This is a genomic window from Pelagerythrobacter marensis, assembly GCF_036700095.1.
Classification (GTDB): domain Bacteria; phylum Pseudomonadota; class Alphaproteobacteria; order Sphingomonadales; family Sphingomonadaceae; genus Pelagerythrobacter; species Pelagerythrobacter marensis_A.
Map to the genome: position 1 here is coordinate 599,435 of NZ_CP144918.1, position 22,911 is coordinate 622,345.

Genomic DNA, 22,911 nt, shown 5'->3' on the forward strand with positions numbered 1-22,911 from the left:
CTGCAGTCCGGTCCGCGAACTAGCGGACGCGCCCGCGCTGCACGAGATTGACGATCGCGAGCAGTACGACAGCGCCGATGAAGGCGATGATAAGGCCGGTTATCGAGAATTCCTGCACGGACCCTGCCCAGCCGAACTGGTTGGCGATGAGGTTGCCGATCACCGATCCGATACAGCCGACCACCACGTTCCAGAAGATGCCCATCGAGGCGTCGCGGTTCATGACGAGGCTTGCGAGCCAGCCGGCGATGCCGCCAACGACGATTGCAATAATCCAACCCATTATCAATTCCTCCTGTTTCAAGCGCTGCCTGGCTCAAACGTTAGGCGACGCCATGCGGTTCCCCGGCATTCTTCGAGCCGTGGGGAGAGGATACGCGAAATGGGAAAGCTCTGCTAGGCCCCGCCCGGACCCCCGGGACCGTCGGCCCGAATCAGTATTTCAGCTGGCGTTCGTAAAGATTGCGGTAATGCTGGATGCGCGTGACGCGCAGGCCCTGCATGCCCGAGCGATCGACCGCGCGCTGCCACGAGGCGAACTCTTCCAGCGTCAGGTTGTAGCGATCGAGGACCTCGTCGATCGTCAGCAATCCGCCACTGACCGCAGCGACCACCTCGGCCTTGCGGCGCACCACCCACCGCTTGGTATTGCGCGGCGGCAGGTCGTCGAGCGTAAGCGGCTCGCCAAGCGGGCCGATTACCTGGTCTGGGCGGATTTTCTGGTTCTCGATCATTGCATCTCTCGGTCGCCGGTGCGCCTGTTATTCGCGGTAGCGAGAACATTGCCGCCAGCGCCTTTGCCATAGGCTAAATCATCAGGGTTAACGATCGGTTCGCAGGACGGAAGCGAGCCTTCGCCGCGGCTGCCGAAGCATTCGAAATTGCCTGCGCGATGCCGGCCCTCGCACGACACCGCCCGGCGCAACTCGTTCGCGGCGGCGAGGCGCGCGACGAGTTCGGCCCACCCCGGAACGCTGAGGGGGCCGCCATCGGCCGCCGAATCGACGACGGCGGGAACGATCTTGCCTTCGAACATGGCGCCCTCGTAACCGCCACATCGTCAATATCGGGTAAAGGCCGCAATATCGGGTAAAGGCCGCCGCCGCGCGACGTTTCGCGCCGCCGGCACCGGGCGGCACCACTTTATGCGCCGCGGGCGAACGTGTATGGGCGCGCGCATGAACGCTCCCGCACGCATTGCCGGCACATCCGATCCCGCCGCCCTGTTCGACCTGCCGCGTCCCGCGCGCGCATGCCGGATCGTCGTTGCCATGTCGGGCGGCGTCGACAGCTCGGTGGTTGCCGCGCTCGCCGCCGAGACCGGGGCGGAAACGATCGGAGTGACGCTGCAGCTTTACGATTACGGCGCAGCCACGGGGCGCAAGGGTGCGTGCTGCGCCGGCGACGACATTGCCGATGCGCGTGCCGTTGCGGACCGTCTGGGCATCGCGCACTACGTATTCGATCACGAGAGCGCGTTCCGCGAGGAGGTGGTGGAGACTTTTGCCGACGACTATCTCGCGGGGCGCACCCCCGTCCCCTGTATCCGCTGCAACATGGGGCCCAAATTCACCGACCTCCTGCGCATGGCGCGCGAGCTGGGCGCGGATTGCCTTGCGACCGGGCATTACGTGCGCCGCGTCGAAGGCCCGGCCGGGGCGGAACTGCACCGCGCGCTCGACCCGGCGCGGGACCAGTCGTATTTCCTCTACGCGACGACCGAAAGCCAGCTCGACTTTCTGCGCTTCCCCCTCGGCGGCCTGCCCAAGAGCGAAGTCCGCCGGCTGGCCGAGGCGGCGGGCCTGCGCAATGCGGCCAAGCCCGACAGCCAGGACATCTGTTTCGTGCCCGACGGCGATTATGCCGCGATCGTCCGCAAGATGCGGCCCGAAGGGGGAACCCCGGGTCCGATCGTGCATGCCGGATCGGGCGAGATCCTGGGGCGGCACAAGGGAATCGTCCATTACACCGTCGGCCAGCGCAAGGGGCTGGAGATCGGAGGCCAGCCGGAGCCGCTCTATGTCGTCGGGATCGATGCGGAAACCTGTGCCGTGCGCGTGGGACCGCGGCGAATGCTGGCGGTGGACGCGGCTCGGATCGTCGATACCAACCGCATCGGCCCCCTGCCCGACGCACCGCTGACGGCGAAAGTGCGCAGCCTCGCCAAGCCGGTTCCGGTGAGGCTGGAAGGGCCGCTGGGCGACGGCGCTGCCACCACCGTTCGCTTCGCCCAGCCCGAATACGGCGTCGCACCGGGCCAGGCAGCGGTCATCTATGCCGGGGAGAGAGTCGTCGGCGGCGGCTGGATCGATTCGACCGAGGGTGGCAGCGCCGCCTAACCCTCCCACGGCTCCATCACGCAGCCGTATCCGTCGCGCAAGGTGGCGGTTTCGGTGGCGAGGAAGGGGAAGCGGGCGGTGACGCTTTTCGTTTCCACATCCTCGGTCAGGCTGACCAGTTCCATCCCGGCAAGCTTGTCCTTTCCGCAATCGTCGAGGCTGCGGCCCGCGACGAAGCGGCACGAGCAGGCCACGCGCGCCGAATAGGCCGCGGCAATGCCCGAATAGCCGGTGATCGGCCCGCGGAAGTACCAGCCGAGAGCGGCGAGCGCTGCCGCGGCGAGCGCGAGCCAGAGCGGCCAGCGGCGACGCCTTGCCGGGCCGGTGCGTCGTCCTGAACGGCGGGAAGTATTAGCCATTGCCAAGCCCGGTTTGCTGCGCGAGGGGGTGCCGCATGCGCCCGCGGCCCGCCCCCTTTATCGCCTGCCTTGCCCTGCTGCCAGCCCTGGTTTCGTGCAGCGATGCCCCGGTTCCGCCGCCGCCGCTGGACGAAACGGCCATAGCCGCGGTGACCGAGAATGCCGGCGCCCCCGCCCGCCAGCTTGCGCGCCAGGTCGACGATCTGTTCACGAAAGAGGAGGTGGGCGAGACCCGCGCGCTGATCGTGATGCACGGCGGGACGATCGCCGCCGAACGCTACGCCCCCGGCTACGACCGGAACACCCGGTTCGTCAGCTGGTCGATGGCGAAGACGGTGACAGCGGTGATGATCGGCATGCTCGTCGCCGACGGGCGGCTGGCGCTCGACGATTCGCCGCCGGTGCCGCGCTGGCAGCGCCCCGGCGACCCGCGCGGGGAGATCACCCTGCGCCAGCTGCTCCAGATGCGCAGCGGCCTGCGCCACACCGAAGGCGGCGATCCGCCTTACGAATCGTCGGAAGTTCGGATGCTGTTCCTCGACGGGCGCGACGACATGGCCGACTGGGCCGAGAGCCAGCCGCTCGAGGCGGAGCCGGGCAGCACGTTCGAATATTCGTCCGCCACCAGCGTGATCCTGGCCGACATCGCCGCCCGGGTCCTGTCGCGCCGCGACGACCCGGAGGCGCGGCGCGAGGCTGTCGCCGGCTATCTCCACACCCGACTGTTCGGACCGCTCGCCATGGAATCGATGGTGCCCGAATTCGACGCCAGGGGCACGCTGATCGGCGGCAGCCTGATCCACGGCAATGCCCGCGACTGGGCCCGGTTCGGCGACTTCCTGCGCCACAAGGGCTCCTATCGCGGCAGCCAGCTGGTCCCGCGCAAGTGGGTCGAGGCGATGACCACGCCCAGCCCCCGGCGCGAGAACTACGGCTTCCAGACCTGGCTCAACCGCCAGGTCCCGGGGGAGAGCGACAATCCGCTGTTCCCCAGCCGCGCGCCGCAATCGATGTTTGCCGCGATCGGGCACATGGGCCAGTATATCCTGGTCTCGCCCGAACAGAAGCTGACCGTGGTTCGGCTGGGCCACTCCGATGCGGAGGAGCGGGCGGCCCTGCTGCAGGAACTGGCCGATATCGTGGAGCTTTATCCGGCCGAATGATCCACCTCACGGCAAGTGGAATGCGCCTTCCACCACGGTGACGCAGGGCCCGCCGAGCCAGGCACGGTCGCCCTCAAGCCGGCAGGCGAGGTCCCCGCCGCGACGCGAGGCCTGATGCGCGGTGAAGCTGTCGCGACCCAGCCGCGCCGCCCAGAACGGCGTCAGCGCGGCGTGGGCCGAGCCGGTCACGCTGTCCTCGTCCACCCCGCCGCCGGGCACGAACACGCGGCTGACCACGTCGACGTCGCGCCCCGGCGCGGTGCAGATGAACTGATCGTCGCCCAGCGCGCCAAGCCCGCGCAGATCGGGGTCGAGCGCGCGCACCTCGTCCTCGCTGGCGAACAGGTAGATCCCGTAGCGATCGGGATTGCGCCAGACTTCGCGTGGCTGTGCGCCGAGCAGGGCGACCGCTTCGGGCCACTCGGAGCGCTCGGTGGGGATCGCCGGCAGGGCAAGCTCGTACCCCGCATCGCTGCGCCGGACTTCCAGCAAGCCCGCCTTGCGCGTGCGAAAGCGCACCCGGTCGCCCCCGTCGCGCCCCAGCAGGACGTGCCCGGCGGCGAGCGTTGCATGGCCGCAAAGGCGAATCTCGCACGCCGGAGTGAACCAGCGCAGCTCCCAGTCGGCCTCGCCACTGCCGTCCCTCACCACGAAAGCGGTCTCGGCAAAGTTGTTCTCTTCTCCGATCGCCTGGAGAACATCGTCGGGCAGCCAGCTTTCGAGCGGCATGACCGCCGCCTGGTTGCCGGCGAACGGCCGGTCGGCAAACGCATCGACGTGCCAATAGGGCAGCTTCATTCCACGTCCTTCCCCAGCTTCTCGAACTCGTCGGCCTCGACCAGCGGGTTGCCGGGTTCGTCGACGTGCCCCTGCGGGTCGATATGGATCAATAGCTCCATTTGCGGGAAATGGCGGCAAAGATCGGCTTCCACCCGTTCGATGATTTCATGCGCCGCAGCCACCGTGGTCGCCCCGGGCAGGTCGACGTGAAACTGCACGAAGTCGCGCGTACCGCTGGATCGCGTGCGCAGATCGTGCAGGTTGGACAGCTCGGGATGGCGCGCGGCGAGTTCGACGAAGCGCTGGCGTTTTTCCTCCGGCCATTCGCGATCCATGATCTGGTCCACCGCATCGCTGCCGGCGCGCCACGCGCCCCACATGAGCCAGGCGGCGATGGCGAGGCCGAACAGCGGATCGGCCGCGGCAAAGCCGAAATACTGGTCGAGCGCGAGCGCAGCGATCACCGCCACGTTGAGCAGCAGGTCCGACTGGTAATGCACGCTGTCGGTCCTGATCGCTAGGCTGCCCGTGCGGCGGATCACGTGGCGCTGCCAGGCGATCAGGGCGAATGTCGCCGCGATCGCCGCCACCGACACCGCGATCCCCTCTTCCGCAGCGGCCGTCTGCCCCCCTTCGACGAGGTGCACGATCGCGCGAAACCCGATACCCGCAGCGGACAGCGCGATCAGCATGACCTGGAAGATCGCCGCCAGCGCCTCCGCCTTGCCGTGGCCGAAGCGGTGATCCTCGTCCGCCGGCATGGCCGCGATCCACACGCCGGCCAGCGTCGCCAGGCTGGCGACGAGATCGAGCGCAGTATCGACCAGGCTGCCGAGCATCGCGGTCGAGCCGGTGCGCCATGTCGCCCAGCTCTTGATCGCGGCGAGGAACACCGCCACCGCGATCGAGGCCCAGGCCGCGCTCCGGGCCAGCGCGGCGCGGCGCGATGCGTCCGCCCCCGTCACGGCCTCCCCCGTCATGGGTAGAGCAGCGTGCTCGTCCACCCGCCGTCGGCGCGGGTGAACAGGCGGCGATCGTGCAGGCGATTGGGCCGGTCGAGCCAGAACTCGATCCGTTCCGGCGCCAGGGTGAAACCGGTCCAGTGCGGCGGGCGCGGCACACGGCCCTGCGCCCGGCACGCTTCGCCCAGGGCCTCCACCCGGGCCACGTAGTCGGCACGGTCGGCCAGCGGGCGCGACTGGTCGCTGGCGGCCGAGCCGACCTGGCTGACGAAAGCGCGCGAATGGAAATAGGCATCGGCCGCCTCGGGCGAGACCTCGCGCAGCGGCCCCTCGATCCGCACCTGGCGGCGCAGGCTCTTCCAGTGGAACAGCAGCGCGGCATGCGGATTGGCGCGAATCTCCTCCCCCTTGCGGCTTTGCGCATTGGTGAAGAAAGTGAAGCCGTCTTCTCCGTGCCCTTTCAGCAGCACCATCCGAACCGAGGGAAGGCCCTCGCGCGTCGCGGTGGCAAGCGCCATCGCATTGGGATCGTTCGGCTCCGCCTCGCGCGCCTCGGCAAGCCAGGCATCGAACAGCGCCAGCGGGTCCGTTTCGGGCAGTTGCGAGCGTTCTTCGTTCATCGCCCACCTGCGATAGCTGGACCGCATGTCGCGCTGCCCCGGCGCGAAGAACCGCGCTGCCCGTGCGAAGGCGCGGCGCAAGGGGGAACGGACGGGAAAGGCATGGGCCGGAGTGTCATCCGGGTCGCCCTAACGCGCGGAACGCATGTAGGAAAGCCTCGCCGCTTGCACCGGCACACTGTTGCACCTAGCTAACACGCCATGGCCGATCCTTACGCAACGCTGGGAATCTCGCGCAATGCGACCGAGAAGGACATCAAGAGCGCCTACCGCAAGCTCGCGAAGGAGCTGCATCCCGACCGCAACAAGGACAATCCCAAGGCCGCCGAGCGTTTCAGCAAGGTGACCCAAGCCTACGACCTGCTCGCCGACAAGGACAAGCGCGCACGCTTCGACCGGGGCGAGATCGACGCCGACGGCAACCCGGCCAATCCTTTCGCGGGAATGGGCGGCGGCCCCGGCGGTTTCGGCGGCGGGGGCCAGCGCGGTTTCCGCGCCGAGGATTTCCAGGGCTTCCAGCAGGACGGCGTCGATCTGGGAGATATTTTCGAAGGGTTGTTCGGCGGCGGCCAGGGCGGCTTCGCCCGCGGCGGACCGCGCGGGCCGGCGGGTTTCGGGCAGCAGCGGCGCCCGCCCCCGCGCAAGGGCGGCGACATCGCCTATCGCCTGCGCGTCCCCTTCATCGACGCGGCCACGCGCAAGGACCAGCGGATCACCCTGGCTGACGGCAAGACGATCGATCTCAAGCTGCCGGCGGGGGTCGAGGACGGCACCCAGATGCGCCTGAAGGGCAAGGGCGAGCGCGGCCCCGGCGGCAACGGCGACGGAATCGTCACGATTGCGATCGACCGCCACAAGTTCTTCCGCCGCGACGGCAACGACGTGCGGCTGGATCTGCCGATCACCCTGGCAGAGGCGGTGAACGGCGCGAAAGTGCGCTGCCCCACGGTCGATGGGCCGGTGATGCTGACGATCAAGGCCGGAACCAGCGGGGGCACGACGATGCGCCTGAAAGGGAAAGGCTTTTCGGCCAAGTCGGGGGGTCGCGGCGACCAGTTGGTCACGCTCCAGATCACGCTGCCCGACGACGCTGCGGAATTGGCCCGGCGGCTGGATGGGTGGCAGGACGATCGCAATCCACGCGCCGAGCTGGGGGTATAGTGGACGGGCTGCCGTCTCTCCACGCAATGGGCCGATGAGCGAAACCGATCTTCCCCAGCCCGAAGAACGCCGGGCGCATACGCTTTCGCCGGAAGAGCGGCGCAAGGAGGCGATAGAGCAGAAGCTGGGCCTGAAAGGCCAGGTGGTTCGCCGGGTCGGCCCCGGAACGCGGGCGTTCGAAGTCGGCAAGCGGGTGTTCGTGGGCACCTACAACGACGGGTTCATCCATGCGGGCAACCTCGCCTACATGTCGATACTGGCCATCTTCCCGTTCTTCATCCTCGGCGCGGCGATCTTCTCGATCCTGGGCGAGAACAGCGAACGCGCCGCAACGATCGAGGCCGTTCTCTATGCCCTGCCGCCGATGGTCGGCAACGTCATCGAACCGGTCGCTCGCAACGTCGTCGAATCGCGCAGCGGCTGGCTCCTCTGGGCCGGCGGGCTGGTCGCTTTGTGGACCGTATCGAGCCTGATCGAGACGATTCGCGATATCCTCCGCCGCGCCTACGGCACCGCCGCGACCGAGGCGTTCTGGAAATACCGCCTGCTGTCGGCGGGGGTGATCGTCGCAGCGGTCATCCTGCTCATGCTGTCGCTGATCGCCCAGGTTGTCATCGGCGCGGCGCAAGAGCTGATCGATGCCTATCTGCCCTGGCTTTCGCATGTGATCGGCGCTCTGCAGATCTCGCGCCTGATCCCCGCTTTCGGGCTGTTCGGATCGCTCTATCTGCTGTTCTTCACCCTTGCGCCCAAGACCTATCGCCAGCGCCGCTATCCCAAGTGGCCCGGCGCACTGGCGACGACGGTGTGGTGGGTGGCGGTCACGATCGCCCTGCCACCGGTGATCCGCCGGTTCTTCAGCTACGACGCGACCTACGGCAGCCTGGCCGGCATCATGATCGCGCTTTTCTTTTTCTACCTCGTCGGCCTAGGGGTGGTGATCGGCGCCGAACTCAACGCCGCGCTGGCCGAAACTCCCGAGGAAGAGGAGAACCGCATCGGCCAGATGGATGATCGTCGGCGGGCGGCACGGCAGGAACAGGAAACGAAAGAGGACAGGGCATGAGCGGGTTGATGGCTGGGAAACGTGGGCTGATCATGGGCCTCGCGAACGACAAGTCGCTGGCGTGGGGCATCGCGAAGAAATTGCGCGAACACGGCGCCGAGCTGGCGTTTTCCTACCAGGGGGACGCGCTGGCCAAGCGCGTGCGCCCGCTGGCCGAGCAGCTCGGCAGCGACTTCGTGTTCGAATGCGACGTGGCGGACATGGACGCGCTCGACGACGCGTTCGGCCGCCTGCGGCAACGGTGGGAGACGATCGATTTCGTCGTCCACGCGATCGGCTTTTCCGACAAGAGCGAACTGCGCGGCAAGTATCTCGACACCAGCCTCGACAACTTCCTGATGACGATGAACATTTCCGCCTACAGCCTGGTCGCGGTGGCCAGGCGGGCGGCGCAGATGATGCCCGAAGGCGGCAATATCCTGACGCTGACATATTATGGCGCGGAGAAGGTGATCCCGCACTACAACGTCATGGGCGTGGCCAAGGCGGCACTGGAAACCAGCGTGCAGTACCTTGCCAACGATCTCGGCCCCGACAACATCCGCGTCAATGCGCTCAGTGCCGGACCGATCAAGACGCTCGCCGCCAGCGGGATCGGCGATTTCCGCTATATCCTCAAGTGGAACGAACTGAACTCGCCGCTGCGGCGCAACGTCACGATCGACGACGTCGGCGGCGCGGGGCTCTACCTGCTGTCCGACCTCTCGTCCGGCGTCACGGGCGAGGTGCACCACGTCGACGCCGGATACCACGTCGTCGGCATGAAACAGGAAGACGCGCCGGACATCGCGCTGGATCGGTAGGGTTCACGCTATCCCTCGGCGGCGGGAGCGATCTTCTGGCGGCCTCCGTTTATCCGCGGGAAACAGCGCGCCAGGATAAGCAGCGCCGTCGGCAGGGCCATGGTGCACGCGATGTCCCACGCGGTTTCGACCATCAGCGCCTTGCCGGCAGAACCGTAAGTCAGCGCGCGGGACCAGTCGAGCAACTCGTTGCAGCATTCCAGCACCAGAACGAGGAGCCACGGCCACCCGCTCGCCAGCCCGCGCCGGGCGAAGGCCGCAAAAACGATCTGCGCCAGAAGGCCCAGATAGACATGCAGCACCGGGTGGCTCAACGCAGTCCAGTCGGACAGCCAGACCTTCCACCCGATCCACTCGGCCGCAACGCGGACGATCCACGGATCCGCCTGCGCCGCCAACGCCATGATCGAAAGGCCGATATCCATCGTCGGGGAGATGGGGAGCGCCCCCGCGGAGAACAATATATCTACGGCCAAATCGGCTTCATCCTGCCTCAGCGCTTGCGGCACGCCGGAGAACGGCTGCGCTGATTTCGGCCGCCCAACGAATCTGCTCATCAGTAACTGTGGGATGAACCAGCCACATAAGGCTCGTTTCCCCAAGCTCGCGCGCGACCGGCAATCGCTCCGGCGGGCGCAGCCCAGTGCCATCGAAGGCGGTTTCCAGATAGACTTCCGAACAGCTTCCCTGAAAGCAGGGAACGCCGGCAGAGCAGATCTCCGCCACGATACGATCACGGTCCCAACCGGAAGCCAGCGCTTCGGGACGTACGTAGGCATAGAACTTGTACTGGGCGTGCACACTGCCGTCTTCGGCCGGTTGCGGAAGCCTGAGAACTCCATCGGGCGCGCTATGGGGCAACAATGTCTTCCGCAGTATCCGGGCGTTATGCGTTCGTGCATCGGTCCACTCCGCCATCCGGCCTAGCTGGATCCGCCCCAGGACCGCCTGCATTTCGAGCATCCGCCAGTTCGTGCCGAAGCTTTCGTGAAGCCAGCGGAACCCCGGAGGATGCGAGCGCTCGTAAACCGCGTCCCAGCTCTTCCCATGATCCTTGAACGACCACATCCGTGACCAGAGATCGCGGTCTCCGGTCGTGACCATGCCGCCTTCGCCACCTGTCGTCATGATCTTGTCCTGGCAGAACGACCAGGCGCCGATGTGACCGATCGAGCCGACACTGCGCCCCTTGTAGCGCGCGCCATGGGCCTGTGCGCAGTCCTCGATTACCTTGATGTCGCGCGATTCAGCCAGTTCCATGATCGGATCCATGTCGGCGGGCCAGCCGGCGAGATGGACCACGATTATCGCCTTCGTACGGTCGGTCACGTGAGGCGCAATCGTCACTGCCGAGAGATTTCCATTGTCGCGATCGACGTCGGCAAAGATCGGAACTGCACCGGCATTGACCACACAGCTCACTGACGCAAGGAAAGTTCGCGGTGTCACGATCACCTCATCCGTCGCGGCCCCGCCATTGGCCGCCCCGATGCCCAGTCCGTGCAATGCGAGATCGAGTGCGACGGTGCCATTGGCCACCGCGATCGCATGCGGGCATTCCGACCATCGGGCAAACTCGCGCTCGAAATGACGGCATTCCTCGCCGGTCCAGTAATTGACCCGGTTGGAGCGGAGCACAGCAGAAACCGCGTTCACTTCTTCCTCGGTGTAACTGGGCCAGGGGGCAAAAGCGGTATTCAGCATCCTATTTCTTTTCCATGATCCTTGCAGGATTGCCGACCACCGTGGCGCCGGGTGGGACGTCCTTGGTCACCACGGCCCCCATACCCACGGTGGCACCGGCGCCGATGACTAACGGCTTTTCAGGGGTGCCCTGGCGAATAATCGCACCAGTGCCGATATAAGCTCCGTCCTCAATCCTGATATTTCCGTTACACATGACCCGCGGGGCAAAGGTCACAAAATCCCCGATAGTGCAATCGTGAGCAACATAACTATAAATATTTGCGTGGAAACTACGGCCAATTTTGATATTGGATGTTAAAGTCACAAATGGCTGTAAGATTGCACCTTCACCAACTTTAATTGCGTCGCCTTGTGAAATGCTATTAGATCTAATTTCGCAAATGGCGATTTGCGCTTGCAAGCAACGATCCGTCAAGATTTTGCGTGTGCGGGAATCCGCAATCGCTATCGCTACGCTGCGATCAGCAGCAGTTCGATCCAAGAATTTGTCCCAGCTCAATATATCGTAGCCGTTGCATGATGCTCTTGAATCGCTGTCATCGATAAAGACAAACTCTGTTTCTGCATCAGAGTATTGTTCTCGAGCAGTCGGCATGACCTCTCTACCGAACCCGCTCGCTCCGTATATTCCAATCAACTTTGTCATTGCTCTCTCCCAGTAAACAGGGGCATGGTCGCCTCTCCATCAGCGCTGATCCCTTCCCGCCTCAAAACTTTCAGGACCGTGAGCCAAAGTATCCACACGTCGAGCATCATGCTGCGATTATCGACATACCATACATCAAGCGCGAATTTTTCTTCCCAACTCAGGGCATTGCGGCCGTTGACCTGGGCCCAGCCAGTCAGCCCAGGGCGCACCTCGTGACGCCGAGCCTGCTCGGCGCTGTAAAGCGGGAGATACTCCATCAGCAGCGGGCGCGGGCCGACCAGGCTCATATCCCCCTTCAACACGTTCCACAGGCCCGGCAGTTCGTCGAGACTGGTCGAACGGAGGAAGCGGCCAAATGGCGTCAAGCGCTCGGCGTCGGGTAGCGGAATGCCGTCCGGTCCAACGGCGTCGCGCATGGTACGGAACTTGAGCAACGCGAACGGGTCGCCATTGAGGCCAGGCCGCATCTGCCGGAAGAAGACCGGCGCTCCCATCTTCAGGCGAAGAAGCCCTGCGATGAGGAGGAGGAGCGGCAGAAGGATCAGCAACGCGCTCGCCGACAGCAGGATATCAAGGATGCGCTTCATGCTCACTGTCCGTCCGTGACCCAGCTCACCCATCGATCAGCAAGCTTTTGCCTTTGAAAATCGCGCTCCGCCAGAATTTCTGCGCGCGACCCCATTGACTTCAATCCGGCGCGATCGTCGGCCGCACGTTCCAAAGCGTCGGCAAACGCCGCCGCGTCGCCGGGCGCGACCACAAAGCCGCAACCTTCCCGATCGATCATTTCGGCTAGCCATCCCGGGTAATTGTTAAGCACGGGAAGCCCGGCAGCGATATAATCGAAAAACTTGTTAGGCGACGTTCCGTAATAGAATGCAGGCACATTGGCCAGAACTTGCATTCCCAGGTCCGCCCCAGCCATCAACCCGGCCAAGCGCTGCTTATCGACCGGCGGATGGAAAATAACGTTCCACAACCCTTCGCGTCGCGCCCGCTCGTCTAGTGCGCATTTCAGCTTGCCGTCGCCGACCAGAGCCAGTTTGATATCCTCACGCCCCCGGTCGAGCAGCACCCGCGCGGCATCGAGCACGGCATCGAGGCCGTTTGCCATTCCGTGCGTGCCGGTAAATATCGCCAGAAGGTCGTTCTCGCCCACACCCTCCGGACGCCACGGCGCGGCACCGGAGCGAAAGATGTCGATGTCGCAGCCGTTGGGGATGGTCGCAATCTTCGCTTCCGGCACCCCCCGGAGCGCAATTCCCCGCGCAATCCCCGGGGCCAGCGCAACGCATCGATCGGCAGATCGATAGGAAATCCATTCGAGTACGGACATGGCACCCAAAACCACAGGATTGGTGACGACCCCCATTGCACGAGGAAGCTCGGGCCACAGATCACGCACTTCGAACACAAACGGTTTGCGACGCAGCCATCGCGCGACAATTGCCGGAATCCCCGCAGTCAGTGGGGTAGTCGTTGCGAATGCCAGATCGTAGCGTTCGGTCAGCGCGATCCGCAAACTGCCCCAGGCATACTTGAGGAACGTGGCGCTACGGCGAAGGAGCCCGTCGCGGTTGGAATAGGACAGATCGAATTCGATCACGTTGATATCGTCGATCGTCCCTCGACGAACTCCGTCACGGAACGGCCCGATCAAACCGGTATGTCCGCCCCCGTAACTTCCGCAGACCATCGTCACGCGATGACCGCGCATAATCAGGCGCCGCGCCATCTCGTAGGACCTTATGCCGACCGCGCCTCGCGGCGTGGAGAAATGCTGGTGGAAATAGAGGACGTGCATCTCAGAAGCTCAACCGCGTTGTTACCAGAGCCGGGGTCACGAGATGGATTTCAAGCACCGGAAGGGGTGTCTTATGCAAGTAGAACCGGGACTCCATCCCTTCGACTAGGCGCAGGTCCATTGGTGAAGTCGCACTTTCCACCTCGATCGTACAGCGCCGCCCGGTCACACGGCGACCGTCCAGGCGCCATTCGCCTGGGTGGAGCCTCCAACGTATGACCACGTCTGCGCCATCGGGGCTGAGTTCGTCCCGACAGATCAGGGCGTTCGGCCCGAGTTCCAGCGATCGGACGTGTCTGGCGCCGAGATAGTCCCGATATCCCGCACGCGCATGCACGACGCCCCCGGTCGTTGCGATCAGTTCCACATCTTCCCCCCGGGGCCATCCACCGAACAGAAAGCGACCGAGCCGGGGCATCTGGTCGCGCCCTTCGAATTGCGCGGTGTTATGCGATTCCACGCCGCTGAAATATCTGATGTCATCCCATCCGCTGTTGTAACTGTACGTTCCGCCATCACGCAGGATGTTTTCCTGCCCCAACCAGAAGTCGACATGGAGCAGGTCGCTCTGGCTCGGCCGAAATCGGAAGCGGGGATAGCGCAAGAACGCTCGTGCCTTTCCGCAGCGAAGGATGTGCAGGCCGCCCTCATCGAAAGACTGGCTTTTCGGTTCATCCAGACGAGCGGGGGGGAGCGCGATGCCGAGCCAAGCCAACTGCTGGTCCCACGGGCCCGATGCGAGTGCAGCCTTTTCGCAGAACAGTGCGCAGGCCCACTGCAGCGAGGGCCGGAAATCGCGATAGTGGGCGTCGGTCAAAGCCAGTATCCGTGCACCGTCATTTGCGCCCAGGTTGGGAGCGTCCCCGCTTTCCGGATCGGTCAATTGCCGCAACCACCACGCCGCCGCGCACAGCCGCTCCCGGAACTCTACCGAGAAACTCTCCAACCCCATGACCCGGCGCCAGCTCTCGGCGAAAGAGAATGTGTCCAGCATCAGCCGGTGATACACTACGGAATACTGGCTGAAGGTGCCGTCCTGCATAATCAGCGTTCGGGCGCGTTCTTCCAGCCATTTGCGACCGATCCGCGCCCATCGCTCTCCGACTTGTTCTCCCTGTGCAGCAAGCCAGGTGCCACCGATAAAAAGGGCTGCCGCTTCAGACGTGCCGTGGTTATTCTGCTGCCCTATCGCATAACCGATCGTTGGAGCAATTCGAGCGAGGTGTATTTGTACGAGATCGAGTAGCGCGCGTTCCGGCGACTGGGCCTGACCGGTCACGACGGCAGCCAATGCCAGGTGCATCACGCGGATCGACGCCTCTTGTCCGCACTTCCAGTTCGCCCCCAGATAGGGCGGGTTCGCGGCGAGCCAATCTGCAAGCCAGGCGTTGAGACGATCGAGTTCCGCACCTTCGCCGGAAGCTGCGCGCTGCGCCATAGCGACCAGCCAGTCAAAGCGTGAAGCTTCCCAAACGGTCTTGATATCGCCAACGCCGGATTCGAAATCGCCAATCTGCGACCAATGCGCCGCCTGCTCTGCCCGCGAACCGCTGCCGAACGGATTGGCATACCAATCCGGCGGATTTTCACACGGAAGGTGGTGATAGCCGAAGTACAGAGCCTCTTCCTGCCATAAGCGACGCGCCAGAAGGCTCGATGAAGCCGGCACTGGGCGGGCGAAGAATGGGCCATCCGGGCTGTTCGAGCGCACTCGCAGCACTGGATGAAGTCGTGACCGCAGCCCGGCACGATAGCCCGCAACGCGGGCAAGGTTCGCCGGACCAAGGGCCAGATAGGTTCTCAGTTTGTCGAGTAATCGCATCAACCCTGATGCCGCAATTGATCCGCGACATCGATTGTCACTTGCGCCACCTCGAACAGTTCATCCGCGGGAATCGGGGTTTGCCCACCATTTTCGATCGCCTGAAGGAAGGATGCCGTGCAACGATCCTGCCCCTTGTCCTGCCGCCAGAGGTTCTGCTTGCGAAAACCGGGCCAGTTGAACCCCTTCAATCCGATGAAATTGTTCAACTGCAATGTGCGACCGGCGGCAAATACCTCGATACGCTCCTTGGGGAACGATGCACCGCCATTGGCCAGGTAGTGGATAGTCCCGAACGAACCATCGGCGAACCCCAGAGTGATGCTCGCTTTGTCTTCCGTGATCGGCACGGCGTCGTTGTCGCCCATGCGGCGCGCACTGACCGCCGTGATTGCTGCGCCAACGAGGAAACGCATGAGATCGATATGATGGCACGCCTCCCCAATGATGCGCCCGCCGCCAATGGCGGGATCCTGGGTCCAGTGGTCTGGCGGTATCGCACCCGCATTCATCACCATCAGCACGGCCTTGGGCTCGGCAACGCTGTCAAGAAGACGCTTCATGGTCTGGACCTGCGGCGCGAACCGACGGTTGAAACCGACCATTAGATGCCGCCCTGCATCCTTATGTGCGGCACGAACCTCGGCCAGTTCCTCATGAGTCAGCGCAAGGGGCTTTTCGACAAACACGTTCTTGCCCTGGGCAAGCGCAGCTACAGTCAAGGCGGCATGGCTGTCGTGACGTGTGGCAATAGCGACCGTATCGATGTCCGGATCGGCAATCAGATCCTGCGCGCTGGACATTGCCCGCGCAAATCCCGAACGCCTGCCATGGACTACCCCGCTGATGCCGCTAGGTGCGGCAATGCTGTGCAGGATCGCCCCTGCTCGCTTGAACGCTGGAATCAGCATACGGGATGCGTAGTTGCCGGCACCGATGACCCCCAGCACCGGCTTCTGACCGCCCGAGGCGATAGCGGAGGCGCCATCGCCCAAAGCCACGGACTTGCCGTGCCGCTCCGCGACCGGGTGAGGGTATTCCAGGACGATGCCCAGCGCGCCCTTGTCGTTTGCCAGAGTGTCGTAGGCCTCCTGCGCCCGGTCGAATACGAACCGGTGGGAGATCAGCGATTCCACATTGAGCTGTCCGGACGCCATGAGGTCCAGCACCGCCTCGAAGTTGCGTTGCTCGGTCCAGCGGACGAACCCTATCGGATAATCCTGCCCATTGTTCTCGTACGCCGGATCGTAGCGCCCCGGGCCATAGGAGCAAGATACCTGGAAGGTCAGCTCCTTCTCGTAGAAATCGGCGCGATTGAGCTCCAAGCCCGTCACGCCGACCAAAACGATCCGTCCACGCTTGCGGCACATGCGCGCAGCTTGGATCACGGGGTCCGACGACTTGGTCGATGCCGTAATGATCACGCCGTCCACGCCAACCCCGCGGCTGAACGTCATGCCGGCGGCGACGGGGTCCTCTCCGTTAGCGGGGTTGCACGTTTCAGCGCCGAACAAGCGCGCGACGGCAAGCTTGGTCTCATCGAAGTCGATCGCCAGCACACGGCAGCCGTTGGCCCGCAGCAACTGCACGGTCAGCAGACCGATGAGGCCCGCCCCGGTTACCACGAACGCTTCCCCCAAGGTCGGTCGCGCCAGACGCACGCCCTGTAGACCGATGGCACCGACGACCGTGAAGGCCGCAGCTTCGTCGCTCACCGCGTCAGGGATACGGGCACAGAGGTTCCTCGGCACCGAAACCACATCGGCATGCGGCCCATTGGAGACCACTCTATCCCCGGGCCGAAACCCTTCGACGCCCTCACCCGCCTCGCTCACAATACCGACGTTGCAATAACCGAGCGGTATCGGCTGGCCGAGTTTCGAACGCACTGCATCGACAGTAGTGAGCAACCCATCCGTCCGGACCTTATCCAGCACCTGGGCGACCTTTTCCGGCTGCTGACGCGCCTTGGCGACCAGGCCCGCGCGCCCGAAATCGACCAGCATCCGCTCTGTCCCGGCGGAGATCAGCGACACGCTCGTATCGATCAGCAACTGGCCGCGCCGAACCGCTGGGGCCGGGCACTCAACCAACTCGGTGGCGCCGCTGGAGAGATCTTGGAGAATTTGTTTCACATGGACCCTTTAAAGATATCGCGAGGGCGACCCCGCTCAGCAAAAATATGACATTGCCCATCACAGAGTAATTCATAATTGGCTGGGTAATAGCCGTTAATAATAGCGCAAACACACCGCCCATAATGACTCTATACATAGGAAAGGAAAGGCGGTACGTTAAAACTATATTCCTTAATCTCAGTAAAATATACAAAATAAAGCCAAAGTATATGGAGAATCCAATAAGTCCAGACTTAAAAGCTACTTCAAGAAACTGATTGTGTGCCGTTCCAAACAAGGAATGCTGAGAGAAGTATCCAAATTTATATCCAAAAAGAGGGGCTCTAAAAATGAGTTCAATCGTCTCCGACCAGATGTCAAATCTTCCAGACGTAATATCTCCTCTTTGAATACCGGCCTCAATGCGAGCTGCCAAACCTCTTCCGATTAGGGTGTTCTGCAGGTATTCTAGAGCCGTTGAGAAAAATACGAGACAAAGAACGGTACCCAACAGTGCGAATTTCCAGTTGTATGCATACAAGAAGAATATAAGAACTATACAAATAGCTAATGTAGCCGAACGCGATAAAGACATGGGGACGATGAATGCAACAATCGCCAAGCCCGCTAAAAAACTGATTCTCTGCAATCTCGTCTTGGCGACAAAGTAGGCGCCTGAGAACAATGACGACATTATAGCCAGATAGGCTGAGGAGCTATTCACGAAACCATATACATCAAATCCAAAAAGGCATCCACCCCAACGACCCTCGGTGCCACAACCGCGAGGAAAGGATCCGAAAAGTAGATCAGAAATGACGAGGGACAGTGCAATTAAAAGCAAGGCATAGGGCGCCGGTCTAAAAAATGAAAATCCAAAGCGACTGTACAATATGCCGCCAACAAGTAAATGAAGTGTGGGAGAAAAAAAGGAAGCGCCAGAAAGAAAATTTGTGTAATCGCCGCCCGAGGTCACAGAGCCTAGAATAGCAAGAAAAATAAAGTAACTGAGAATAAGCATAGCAAAGCCAAATCGCCTCGGAAGAGGCTTTGATAGCAGCAATAATGCAGGAATAAGAAGAATAATAATATCACTAACAGGAAAATCAATTGGCTTTTGGCCTATGGCTCCAAAACTTATAGAAAGCGGAGCGAGGTATAATACCCAAACTATAAAGCTAAGACTGTTTGACTTCATTAATTGCATCCGCAAACGAATTGATAAATTCGCGATAGGAGAAATTTTTCATTGCAAAGTTTCGGGCCTTCCGGGACATTAGCTTTATACTACTATCCGATAGGGATGCCGTCTCTCTAAACATCGAAACCAGAGCCCCTTTGAGTCCATCGTCGGCCCTCAGGACTATCGAAATATCTGAAACCGCCTTGTAACTCTCCAAATTTCTCAATATCGGAATGACGCCACATGCGGCACCTTCCAGTATAGAGCTTGAAAACTGATCAGATTCTGGTACAGATATGCAGAAATGTGATCGGCTAAGATGCTCAATTAGTTTGTCTTGATCTACAAAGCCAGTTATGATTTCGATACTAGAACAGCCCACTGTTGCCGCTCGTACGCGAGCCGCATAGTGAGTATCTGCATCCCCCTCCAGCAGTACCAGCGCCCCTACACCCCCGCTACCGATAAATGTCTTGAAAGCCTCCACAACCGAAATCGTACAGTATAGCTCCGCCATGCGGCGATTGACAAACCAAGTACGAACTTGACCACGGCGATCTTCTTCGTTAGCTTCTAAAAATATTGGATCAAGAAGCATTTTTGAGAATATGCGCTCGGGTCGCAATCCGTACTTTTTTACTATAGTAGACCTCATATGATCGGAGGATGTAGTTACCAGTTTCGAACTTGATATTATTTCTTTAAGAATCCAATTATAGATCAGTCCGCGCTGGTGCGCGTTGTATATCTCAGAGCCATAGACTGTTACAATATAGTCTCGCCCTGATAACAGGGCCGAAAGGCCATAACCAGACGCGTTGTGCGCATGCAGCAAGCCATCGCGCCGGCAAAACCATCGAAGCCACAGTCCCAATGCAGTATATTGGACCAATTTACCGGTGAATCGAAATACTCGTGCTAGTGGAACAATAATCGGGGTAAGCGAGCTGTCGATGATGCTCGGCCGATTGGTGTGGATATCGTAAACAACAACATTAAATCGAGCGGGAAGTACACGTAACCATGTCCGAAGATGGGGGCTGGAAGAGTTTCCTAGGACATTGAGCTTTTTCATACTATAATATCCAGAATATAATTAATAAAAGCAACTGCGCAATCACCGAAACTGCGAGCCATCGTCCAATTAGGAGAGAAAAGACTAAATCTGCAGCGTCCCGGGACGCCCGATCTATACATCTGGATATCCTGGGTTCTATAACAAATGTCAGGAGAAGCGCTCCTAATGCATTGACAATTCCTGATGACTGGCTTATCGAAGCGCGATACTCTGGAATTAGGGCCGCGAGATAAAATGATAGAAACATGCCGGATGAGTATATAGTGAACACAATTATAGAGACGAATAAAACCTGCCGACCTGCCCCTATTTTTAGATCAGCTGCTAATTCCATGCTGGGGATTTTTGGAGAAAAGAATGAAGATATATATTTTCCGGTTTCATCATGGCGAAGCAATATGCCTGAATAGTATTTTACTATAGATTTGCGGAATGAAACCACTACTCCTCCGGCTAGAAACGAGATAATCAAGCTCACATGGGCCATAATTGCATAGCTATCCTTGTCTATTCCGGCATCAATGGCTAGGCCCAGCAATGGCAGCAACATTACAAGAAGCAGCCTTGTTGCCATGTAAACAGACTGCTGCAAGGCATACCCGGACATACTCTTAGAAACCTGTAGTCCTGCAATCCGAGCGAGAATGGCTGACATTTCAATTGCCTGAATTCCACCATACAGTATCGGTACCACAAGCATTATTATGTGAGTTATTTCCATAGAGCACGCACATCAATCAATGTCCCAGAAGGGACAGGGGTGTGCTGAAATTCAGCATGGTCAACTAGAGCGACATGAATTTTTCCATTCTGACGGGCAATATCTTCATTCACTATAGAAATATAATCGTCAGAAAGCGCTTCAAGAGAGACATTTGGATCAACTGCCAGCACACACCCTGGATGCTTCTTGGCTAAGGTTTTTACAATTTGTAGAGCAGGGCTCCCACGAAGATCGTCAATGTCCGCCTTAAAAGTGAGGCCATATGCGGCGATCGTGACGTCACGTGCCGTCTTGTCCGGATTGTTGAGAAGATACTCACCAATCGCCGCCCAAACCTTCTCCACCACCCACTCCGGCTTCGCGTCGTTCACCTCGCGCGCGGTCCGGATAAGGCGCGCCTCGTCGGGCGTCTTCGAGACGATAAACCACGGGTCCACCGCAATGCAGTGGCCGCCCACGCCAGGTCCCGGCTGAAGTATGTTGACCCGCGGATGGCGGTTGGCGAGCGCGATCAGTTCCCAGACATCGATATCCAACTTGTCGCAGATCATCGACAGTTCGTTGGCAAAGGCGATATTCACATCGCGGAAGCTGTTTTCGGTCAGCTTCGTCATCTCGGCGGTCCGCGCGTTCGTCACCACGCACTCGCCTTCCACGAACACCTTGTAAAGCGCGACTGCCGCTTCCGAGCACCGCGGGGTCATTCCGCCGATGACGCGATCGTTGTGGATCAGCTCCTGCATGACCTTCCCTGGCAGGACGCGTTCCGGGCAATGCGCGATGCGAACGTCGGATTGCTCGCCGGCATCTTGCGGGAACGTAAGATCGGAGCGCTCCTCGGCCAGCCAGGCCGCCATCTGCTCCGTAGCGCCGACGGGCGATGTGGATTCTAGCACCACGAGATCGCCAGCCTTTAGGACCGGCGCAATCGCACGCGACGCGGCCTCGATGTAGGCGAGATCAGGTTCGTGATTGTCGCCCTTGAAGGGCGTGGGCACTGCGATCAGGAAGGCGTCTGCCGCCTCGGGTTGCGTGCTCGCGCGCAAATACCCTTCGTTAACGGCCGAGTGGACCGCAATATCGAGATCGGGCTCCACGATGTGGATCTCGCCGCGATTGATCGTTTCGACCGTGCGCTCGTTCACGTCGATGCCAACGACCTTGACCCTGCGCGACGCAAACATGGCGGCGGTTGGCAGGCCGATGTAGCCCAGCCCCACGACCGAAACGGTTTCGAAACGCCAGTTCATGCAGATTGCCCTTTCTCCGCCAGCTCTGCTGCGGCCCAGTTCCGGATCGCATCGACGATCCGCCCCGATGCCTTGCCGTCCCCGTAGGGATTGTGCGCGAAACTCATATCTTCATAGGCCTTCCGATCATCCAGCAGCCGGCCAGCCCCCTCGACGATAAGCGAAACATCGGTGCCGACCAGTCGGACCGTGCCGGCCTCCAGCGCCTCCGGCCTTTCGGTGGTATCGCGCATGACCAGAACCGGCTTGCCAAGCGATGGCGCTTCTTCTTGGATGCCTCCAGAATCGGTCAATATGATCGCAGCCCGATTCATCAGATAGACAAATGGCAGATAGTCCTGCGGTTCGATGAGCCGCACGTTGGACAGACCTGACAGGAGTCTTTCGACCGGCCCCTTTACATTGGGGTTGAGGTGGACCGGATAAATGATTTCAACATCCGACCGCTTCGCAATCCGCGCGAGCGCTTCACAGATTCGCTCAAACCCGCCACCAAAGCTTTCACGCCGATGGCCGGTCACCAATATCAGACGTTTGTGGGGATCGAGGCCGAAGCGGGCGGCAAACTCCTCTTCCAGTGCGGGATCGGTTTCGATCCGCGACACCACATCCTGAAGAGCATCGATCACCGTATTCCCGGTCACATGGATCCGCTCTGCCGGAATGTTCTCGGCAAGGAGATTGTTCTGCGAGCGCGCCGTCGGTGCAAAATGCAGATGGCTGATTACGCCGGCAATCTTGCGGTTCACCTCTTCCGGCCAAGGCGAGAGGATGTTGCCCGTCCGTAAACCGGCCTCCACGTGGCCTACCGGAATCCTTTGATAATAGGCGGCAAGGGAGGCGGAAAGCGTTGTCGACGTATCGCCGTGTACCAGAATCATGTCAGGCGCGAATTCCGCCAACACCGGACGCAGGCCATTAAGAACCTCGACAGTTATATCCGAAAGATCCTGGCCGGGTTTCATCAGATCGAGGTCATAGTCAGGCGCGATACGGAACAATTCGAGAACTTGGTCGAGCATCTGCCGATGTTGCGCCGTGACGCAGGTGCGCGTCTCGATATCGCCGGCCTCCGTCAGCGCCCGCACGACAGGAGCCATCTTGATCGCCTCGGGCCGCGTACCGAACACGGTTAGTATCTTTATCGGGCGGTGCATATCGGCAATTGCTCGTTGCTATTGAGATTGAGAGGATCAGTCGGTTACCGACTGGCGCTGATATCGCGTAGTGCAGTGGCGAGGAATAGCGAAAGCGGAGGAGCCCCGCCGCTGAGCATTACGCCTATTCCCCGGCATGTCAGAGTAAAGTAAAGCTGGCCCAATTT

Annotated in this window: 24 protein-coding genes; 5 read left to right on the forward strand and 19 right to left on the reverse strand. The window is 61.1% G+C overall.

Translation table 11 applies throughout. The features are described 5' to 3' along the window. Window positions 1–19: 19 nt before the first annotated feature. The 3 genes from V5F89_RS02780 to V5F89_RS02790 form a co-directional block, all read right to left on the reverse strand. Window positions 20–283, reverse strand: a complete 264-nt coding sequence (locus V5F89_RS02780; protein ID WP_338446737.1) for a GlsB/YeaQ/YmgE family stress response membrane protein — start codon at window positions 281–283, stop codon at window positions 20–22. Between the two features lie 151 nt (window positions 284–434). After that, window positions 435–734, reverse strand: a complete 300-nt coding sequence (locus tag V5F89_RS02785; protein WP_338446738.1) for a DUF1153 domain-containing protein — start codon at window positions 732–734, stop codon at window positions 435–437. Beyond that, on the reverse strand, window positions 731–1,036 hold the full coding sequence (locus V5F89_RS02790; protein WP_338446739.1) for a hypothetical protein: 306 nt from the start codon (window positions 1,034–1,036) through the stop codon (window positions 731–733). The genes V5F89_RS02785 and V5F89_RS02790 overlap by 4 nt, the downstream gene beginning before the upstream one ends. Window positions 1,037–1,178: 142 nt before the next feature. Between V5F89_RS02790 and mnmA the strand changes: the two genes are divergently transcribed. Then, window positions 1,179–2,339, forward strand: coding sequence for a tRNA 2-thiouridine(34) synthase MnmA (gene mnmA / locus V5F89_RS02795; RefSeq protein ID WP_338446740.1), 1,161 nt, complete (start codon window positions 1,179–1,181; stop codon window positions 2,337–2,339). On the opposite strand, the gene V5F89_RS02800 is transcribed toward mnmA, so the two are convergent. Continuing rightward, window positions 2,336–2,698 (reverse strand): hypothetical protein, encoded by a 363-nt coding sequence (locus V5F89_RS02800; RefSeq protein WP_338446741.1) that lies wholly within the window; start codon window positions 2,696–2,698, stop codon window positions 2,336–2,338. The two genes, mnmA and V5F89_RS02800, sit on opposite strands and share 4 nt — an antisense overlap. Before the next feature lie 35 nt (window positions 2,699–2,733). On the opposite strand from V5F89_RS02800, the gene V5F89_RS02805 reads away from it, so the two are divergent. After that, entirely contained in the window at window positions 2,734–3,861 is a 1,128-nt protein-coding gene (locus V5F89_RS02805) for a serine hydrolase (RefSeq protein ID WP_338446742.1), read from the forward strand. 6 nt (window positions 3,862–3,867) lie between these two features. Here V5F89_RS02805 and V5F89_RS02810 read toward each other — a convergent pair whose 3' ends face one another. From V5F89_RS02810 to pdxH, 3 genes are read right to left on the reverse strand one after another with little or no spacing between them, the layout of a single operon-like run. Further along, entirely contained in the window at window positions 3,868–4,659 is a 792-nt protein-coding gene (locus V5F89_RS02810) for a PhzF family phenazine biosynthesis protein (RefSeq protein WP_338446743.1), read from the reverse strand. After that, window positions 4,656–5,621, reverse strand: coding sequence for a cation diffusion facilitator family transporter (locus tag V5F89_RS02815; RefSeq protein WP_338446744.1), 966 nt, complete (start codon window positions 5,619–5,621; stop codon window positions 4,656–4,658). The genes V5F89_RS02810 and V5F89_RS02815 overlap by 4 nt, the downstream gene beginning before the upstream one ends. Continuing rightward, window positions 5,618–6,223, reverse strand: coding sequence for a pyridoxamine 5'-phosphate oxidase (gene pdxH, locus V5F89_RS02820; protein WP_338446745.1), 606 nt, complete (start codon window positions 6,221–6,223; stop codon window positions 5,618–5,620). The genes V5F89_RS02815 and pdxH overlap by 4 nt, the downstream gene beginning before the upstream one ends. Window positions 6,224–6,424: 201 nt before the next feature. Here pdxH and V5F89_RS02825 point away from each other — a divergent pair, with 201 nt between their 5' ends. The 3 genes from V5F89_RS02825 to fabI are packed head-to-tail and all read left to right on the forward strand — an operon-like array spanning window position 6,425 to window position 9,253. Further along, window positions 6,425–7,384 (forward strand): DnaJ C-terminal domain-containing protein, encoded by a 960-nt coding sequence (locus tag V5F89_RS02825; RefSeq protein ID WP_338446746.1) that lies wholly within the window; start codon window positions 6,425–6,427, stop codon window positions 7,382–7,384. 34 nt (window positions 7,385–7,418) lie between these two features. After that, a complete protein-coding gene (locus tag V5F89_RS02830) occupies window positions 7,419–8,450 on the forward strand; it encodes a YihY/virulence factor BrkB family protein (protein WP_338446747.1) in 1,032 nt (343 codons plus the stop codon). Beyond that, on the forward strand, window positions 8,447–9,253 hold the full coding sequence (gene fabI, locus V5F89_RS02835) for an enoyl-ACP reductase FabI (protein ID WP_338446748.1): 807 nt from the start codon (window positions 8,447–8,449) through the stop codon (window positions 9,251–9,253). The genes V5F89_RS02830 and fabI overlap by 4 nt, the downstream gene beginning before the upstream one ends. 8 nt (window positions 9,254–9,261) lie before the next feature. On the opposite strand, the gene V5F89_RS02840 is transcribed toward fabI, so the two are convergent. From V5F89_RS02840 to wecB, 12 genes are read right to left on the reverse strand one after another with little or no spacing between them, the layout of a single operon-like run. After that, window positions 9,262–9,729: a hypothetical protein gene (locus V5F89_RS02840; RefSeq protein WP_338446749.1), complete on the reverse strand. Its 468-nt coding sequence runs from the start codon at window positions 9,727–9,729 to the stop codon at window positions 9,262–9,264. Window positions 9,730–9,736: 7 nt separating this feature from the next. Continuing rightward, window positions 9,737–10,957, reverse strand: a complete 1,221-nt coding sequence (locus tag V5F89_RS02845) for a DegT/DnrJ/EryC1/StrS aminotransferase family protein (RefSeq protein ID WP_338446750.1) — start codon at window positions 10,955–10,957, stop codon at window positions 9,737–9,739. Between the two features lies 1 nt (window position 10,958). Continuing rightward, complete coding sequence (locus V5F89_RS02850; protein ID WP_338446751.1) at window positions 10,959–11,606, reverse strand: acetyltransferase; 648 nt, start codon at window positions 11,604–11,606, stop codon at window positions 10,959–10,961. Further along, window positions 11,603–12,196 carry a sugar transferase gene (locus V5F89_RS02855; RefSeq protein WP_338446752.1) on the reverse strand — a complete coding sequence of 198 codons (594 nt, stop codon included), beginning with the start codon at window positions 12,194–12,196 and terminating at the stop codon, window positions 11,603–11,605. The genes V5F89_RS02850 and V5F89_RS02855 overlap by 4 nt, the downstream gene beginning before the upstream one ends. A 2-nt stretch (window positions 12,197–12,198) precedes the next feature. Beyond that, window positions 12,199–13,413: a glycosyltransferase family 4 protein gene (locus V5F89_RS02860; RefSeq protein WP_338446753.1), complete on the reverse strand. Its 1,215-nt coding sequence runs from the start codon at window positions 13,411–13,413 to the stop codon at window positions 12,199–12,201. 1 nt (window position 13,414) lies between these two features. Next, on the reverse strand, window positions 13,415–15,235 hold the full coding sequence (locus tag V5F89_RS02865) for a heparinase II/III-family protein (protein WP_338446754.1): 1,821 nt from the start codon (window positions 15,233–15,235) through the stop codon (window positions 13,415–13,417). Beyond that, complete coding sequence (locus tag V5F89_RS02870; protein WP_338446755.1) at window positions 15,235–17,370, reverse strand: bi-domain-containing oxidoreductase; 2,136 nt, start codon at window positions 17,368–17,370, stop codon at window positions 15,235–15,237. The genes V5F89_RS02865 and V5F89_RS02870 overlap by 1 nt, the downstream gene beginning before the upstream one ends. Continuing rightward, window positions 17,321–18,550 (reverse strand): O-antigen ligase family protein, encoded by a 1,230-nt coding sequence (locus tag V5F89_RS02875; protein ID WP_338446756.1) that lies wholly within the window; start codon window positions 18,548–18,550, stop codon window positions 17,321–17,323. Before V5F89_RS02875 ends, V5F89_RS02870 begins: the two co-directional genes overlap by 50 nt. After that, window positions 18,531–19,610: a hypothetical protein gene (locus tag V5F89_RS02880; protein ID WP_338446757.1), complete on the reverse strand. Its 1,080-nt coding sequence runs from the start codon at window positions 19,608–19,610 to the stop codon at window positions 18,531–18,533. The genes V5F89_RS02875 and V5F89_RS02880 overlap by 20 nt, the downstream gene beginning before the upstream one ends. 1 nt (window position 19,611) lies before the next feature. Continuing rightward, on the reverse strand, window positions 19,612–20,334 hold the full coding sequence (locus tag V5F89_RS02885) for a lipid II flippase family protein (RefSeq protein ID WP_338446758.1): 723 nt from the start codon (window positions 20,332–20,334) through the stop codon (window positions 19,612–19,614). Then, window positions 20,325–21,587, reverse strand: a complete 1,263-nt coding sequence (wecC, locus tag V5F89_RS02890; protein WP_338446759.1) for a UDP-N-acetyl-D-mannosamine dehydrogenase — start codon at window positions 21,585–21,587, stop codon at window positions 20,325–20,327. The genes V5F89_RS02885 and wecC overlap by 10 nt, the downstream gene beginning before the upstream one ends. Continuing rightward, on the reverse strand, window positions 21,584–22,744 hold the full coding sequence (gene wecB / locus V5F89_RS02895; RefSeq protein ID WP_338446760.1) for a non-hydrolyzing UDP-N-acetylglucosamine 2-epimerase: 1,161 nt from the start codon (window positions 22,742–22,744) through the stop codon (window positions 21,584–21,586). Before wecB ends, wecC begins: the two co-directional genes overlap by 4 nt. Window positions 22,745–22,911 lie beyond the last annotated feature (167 nt).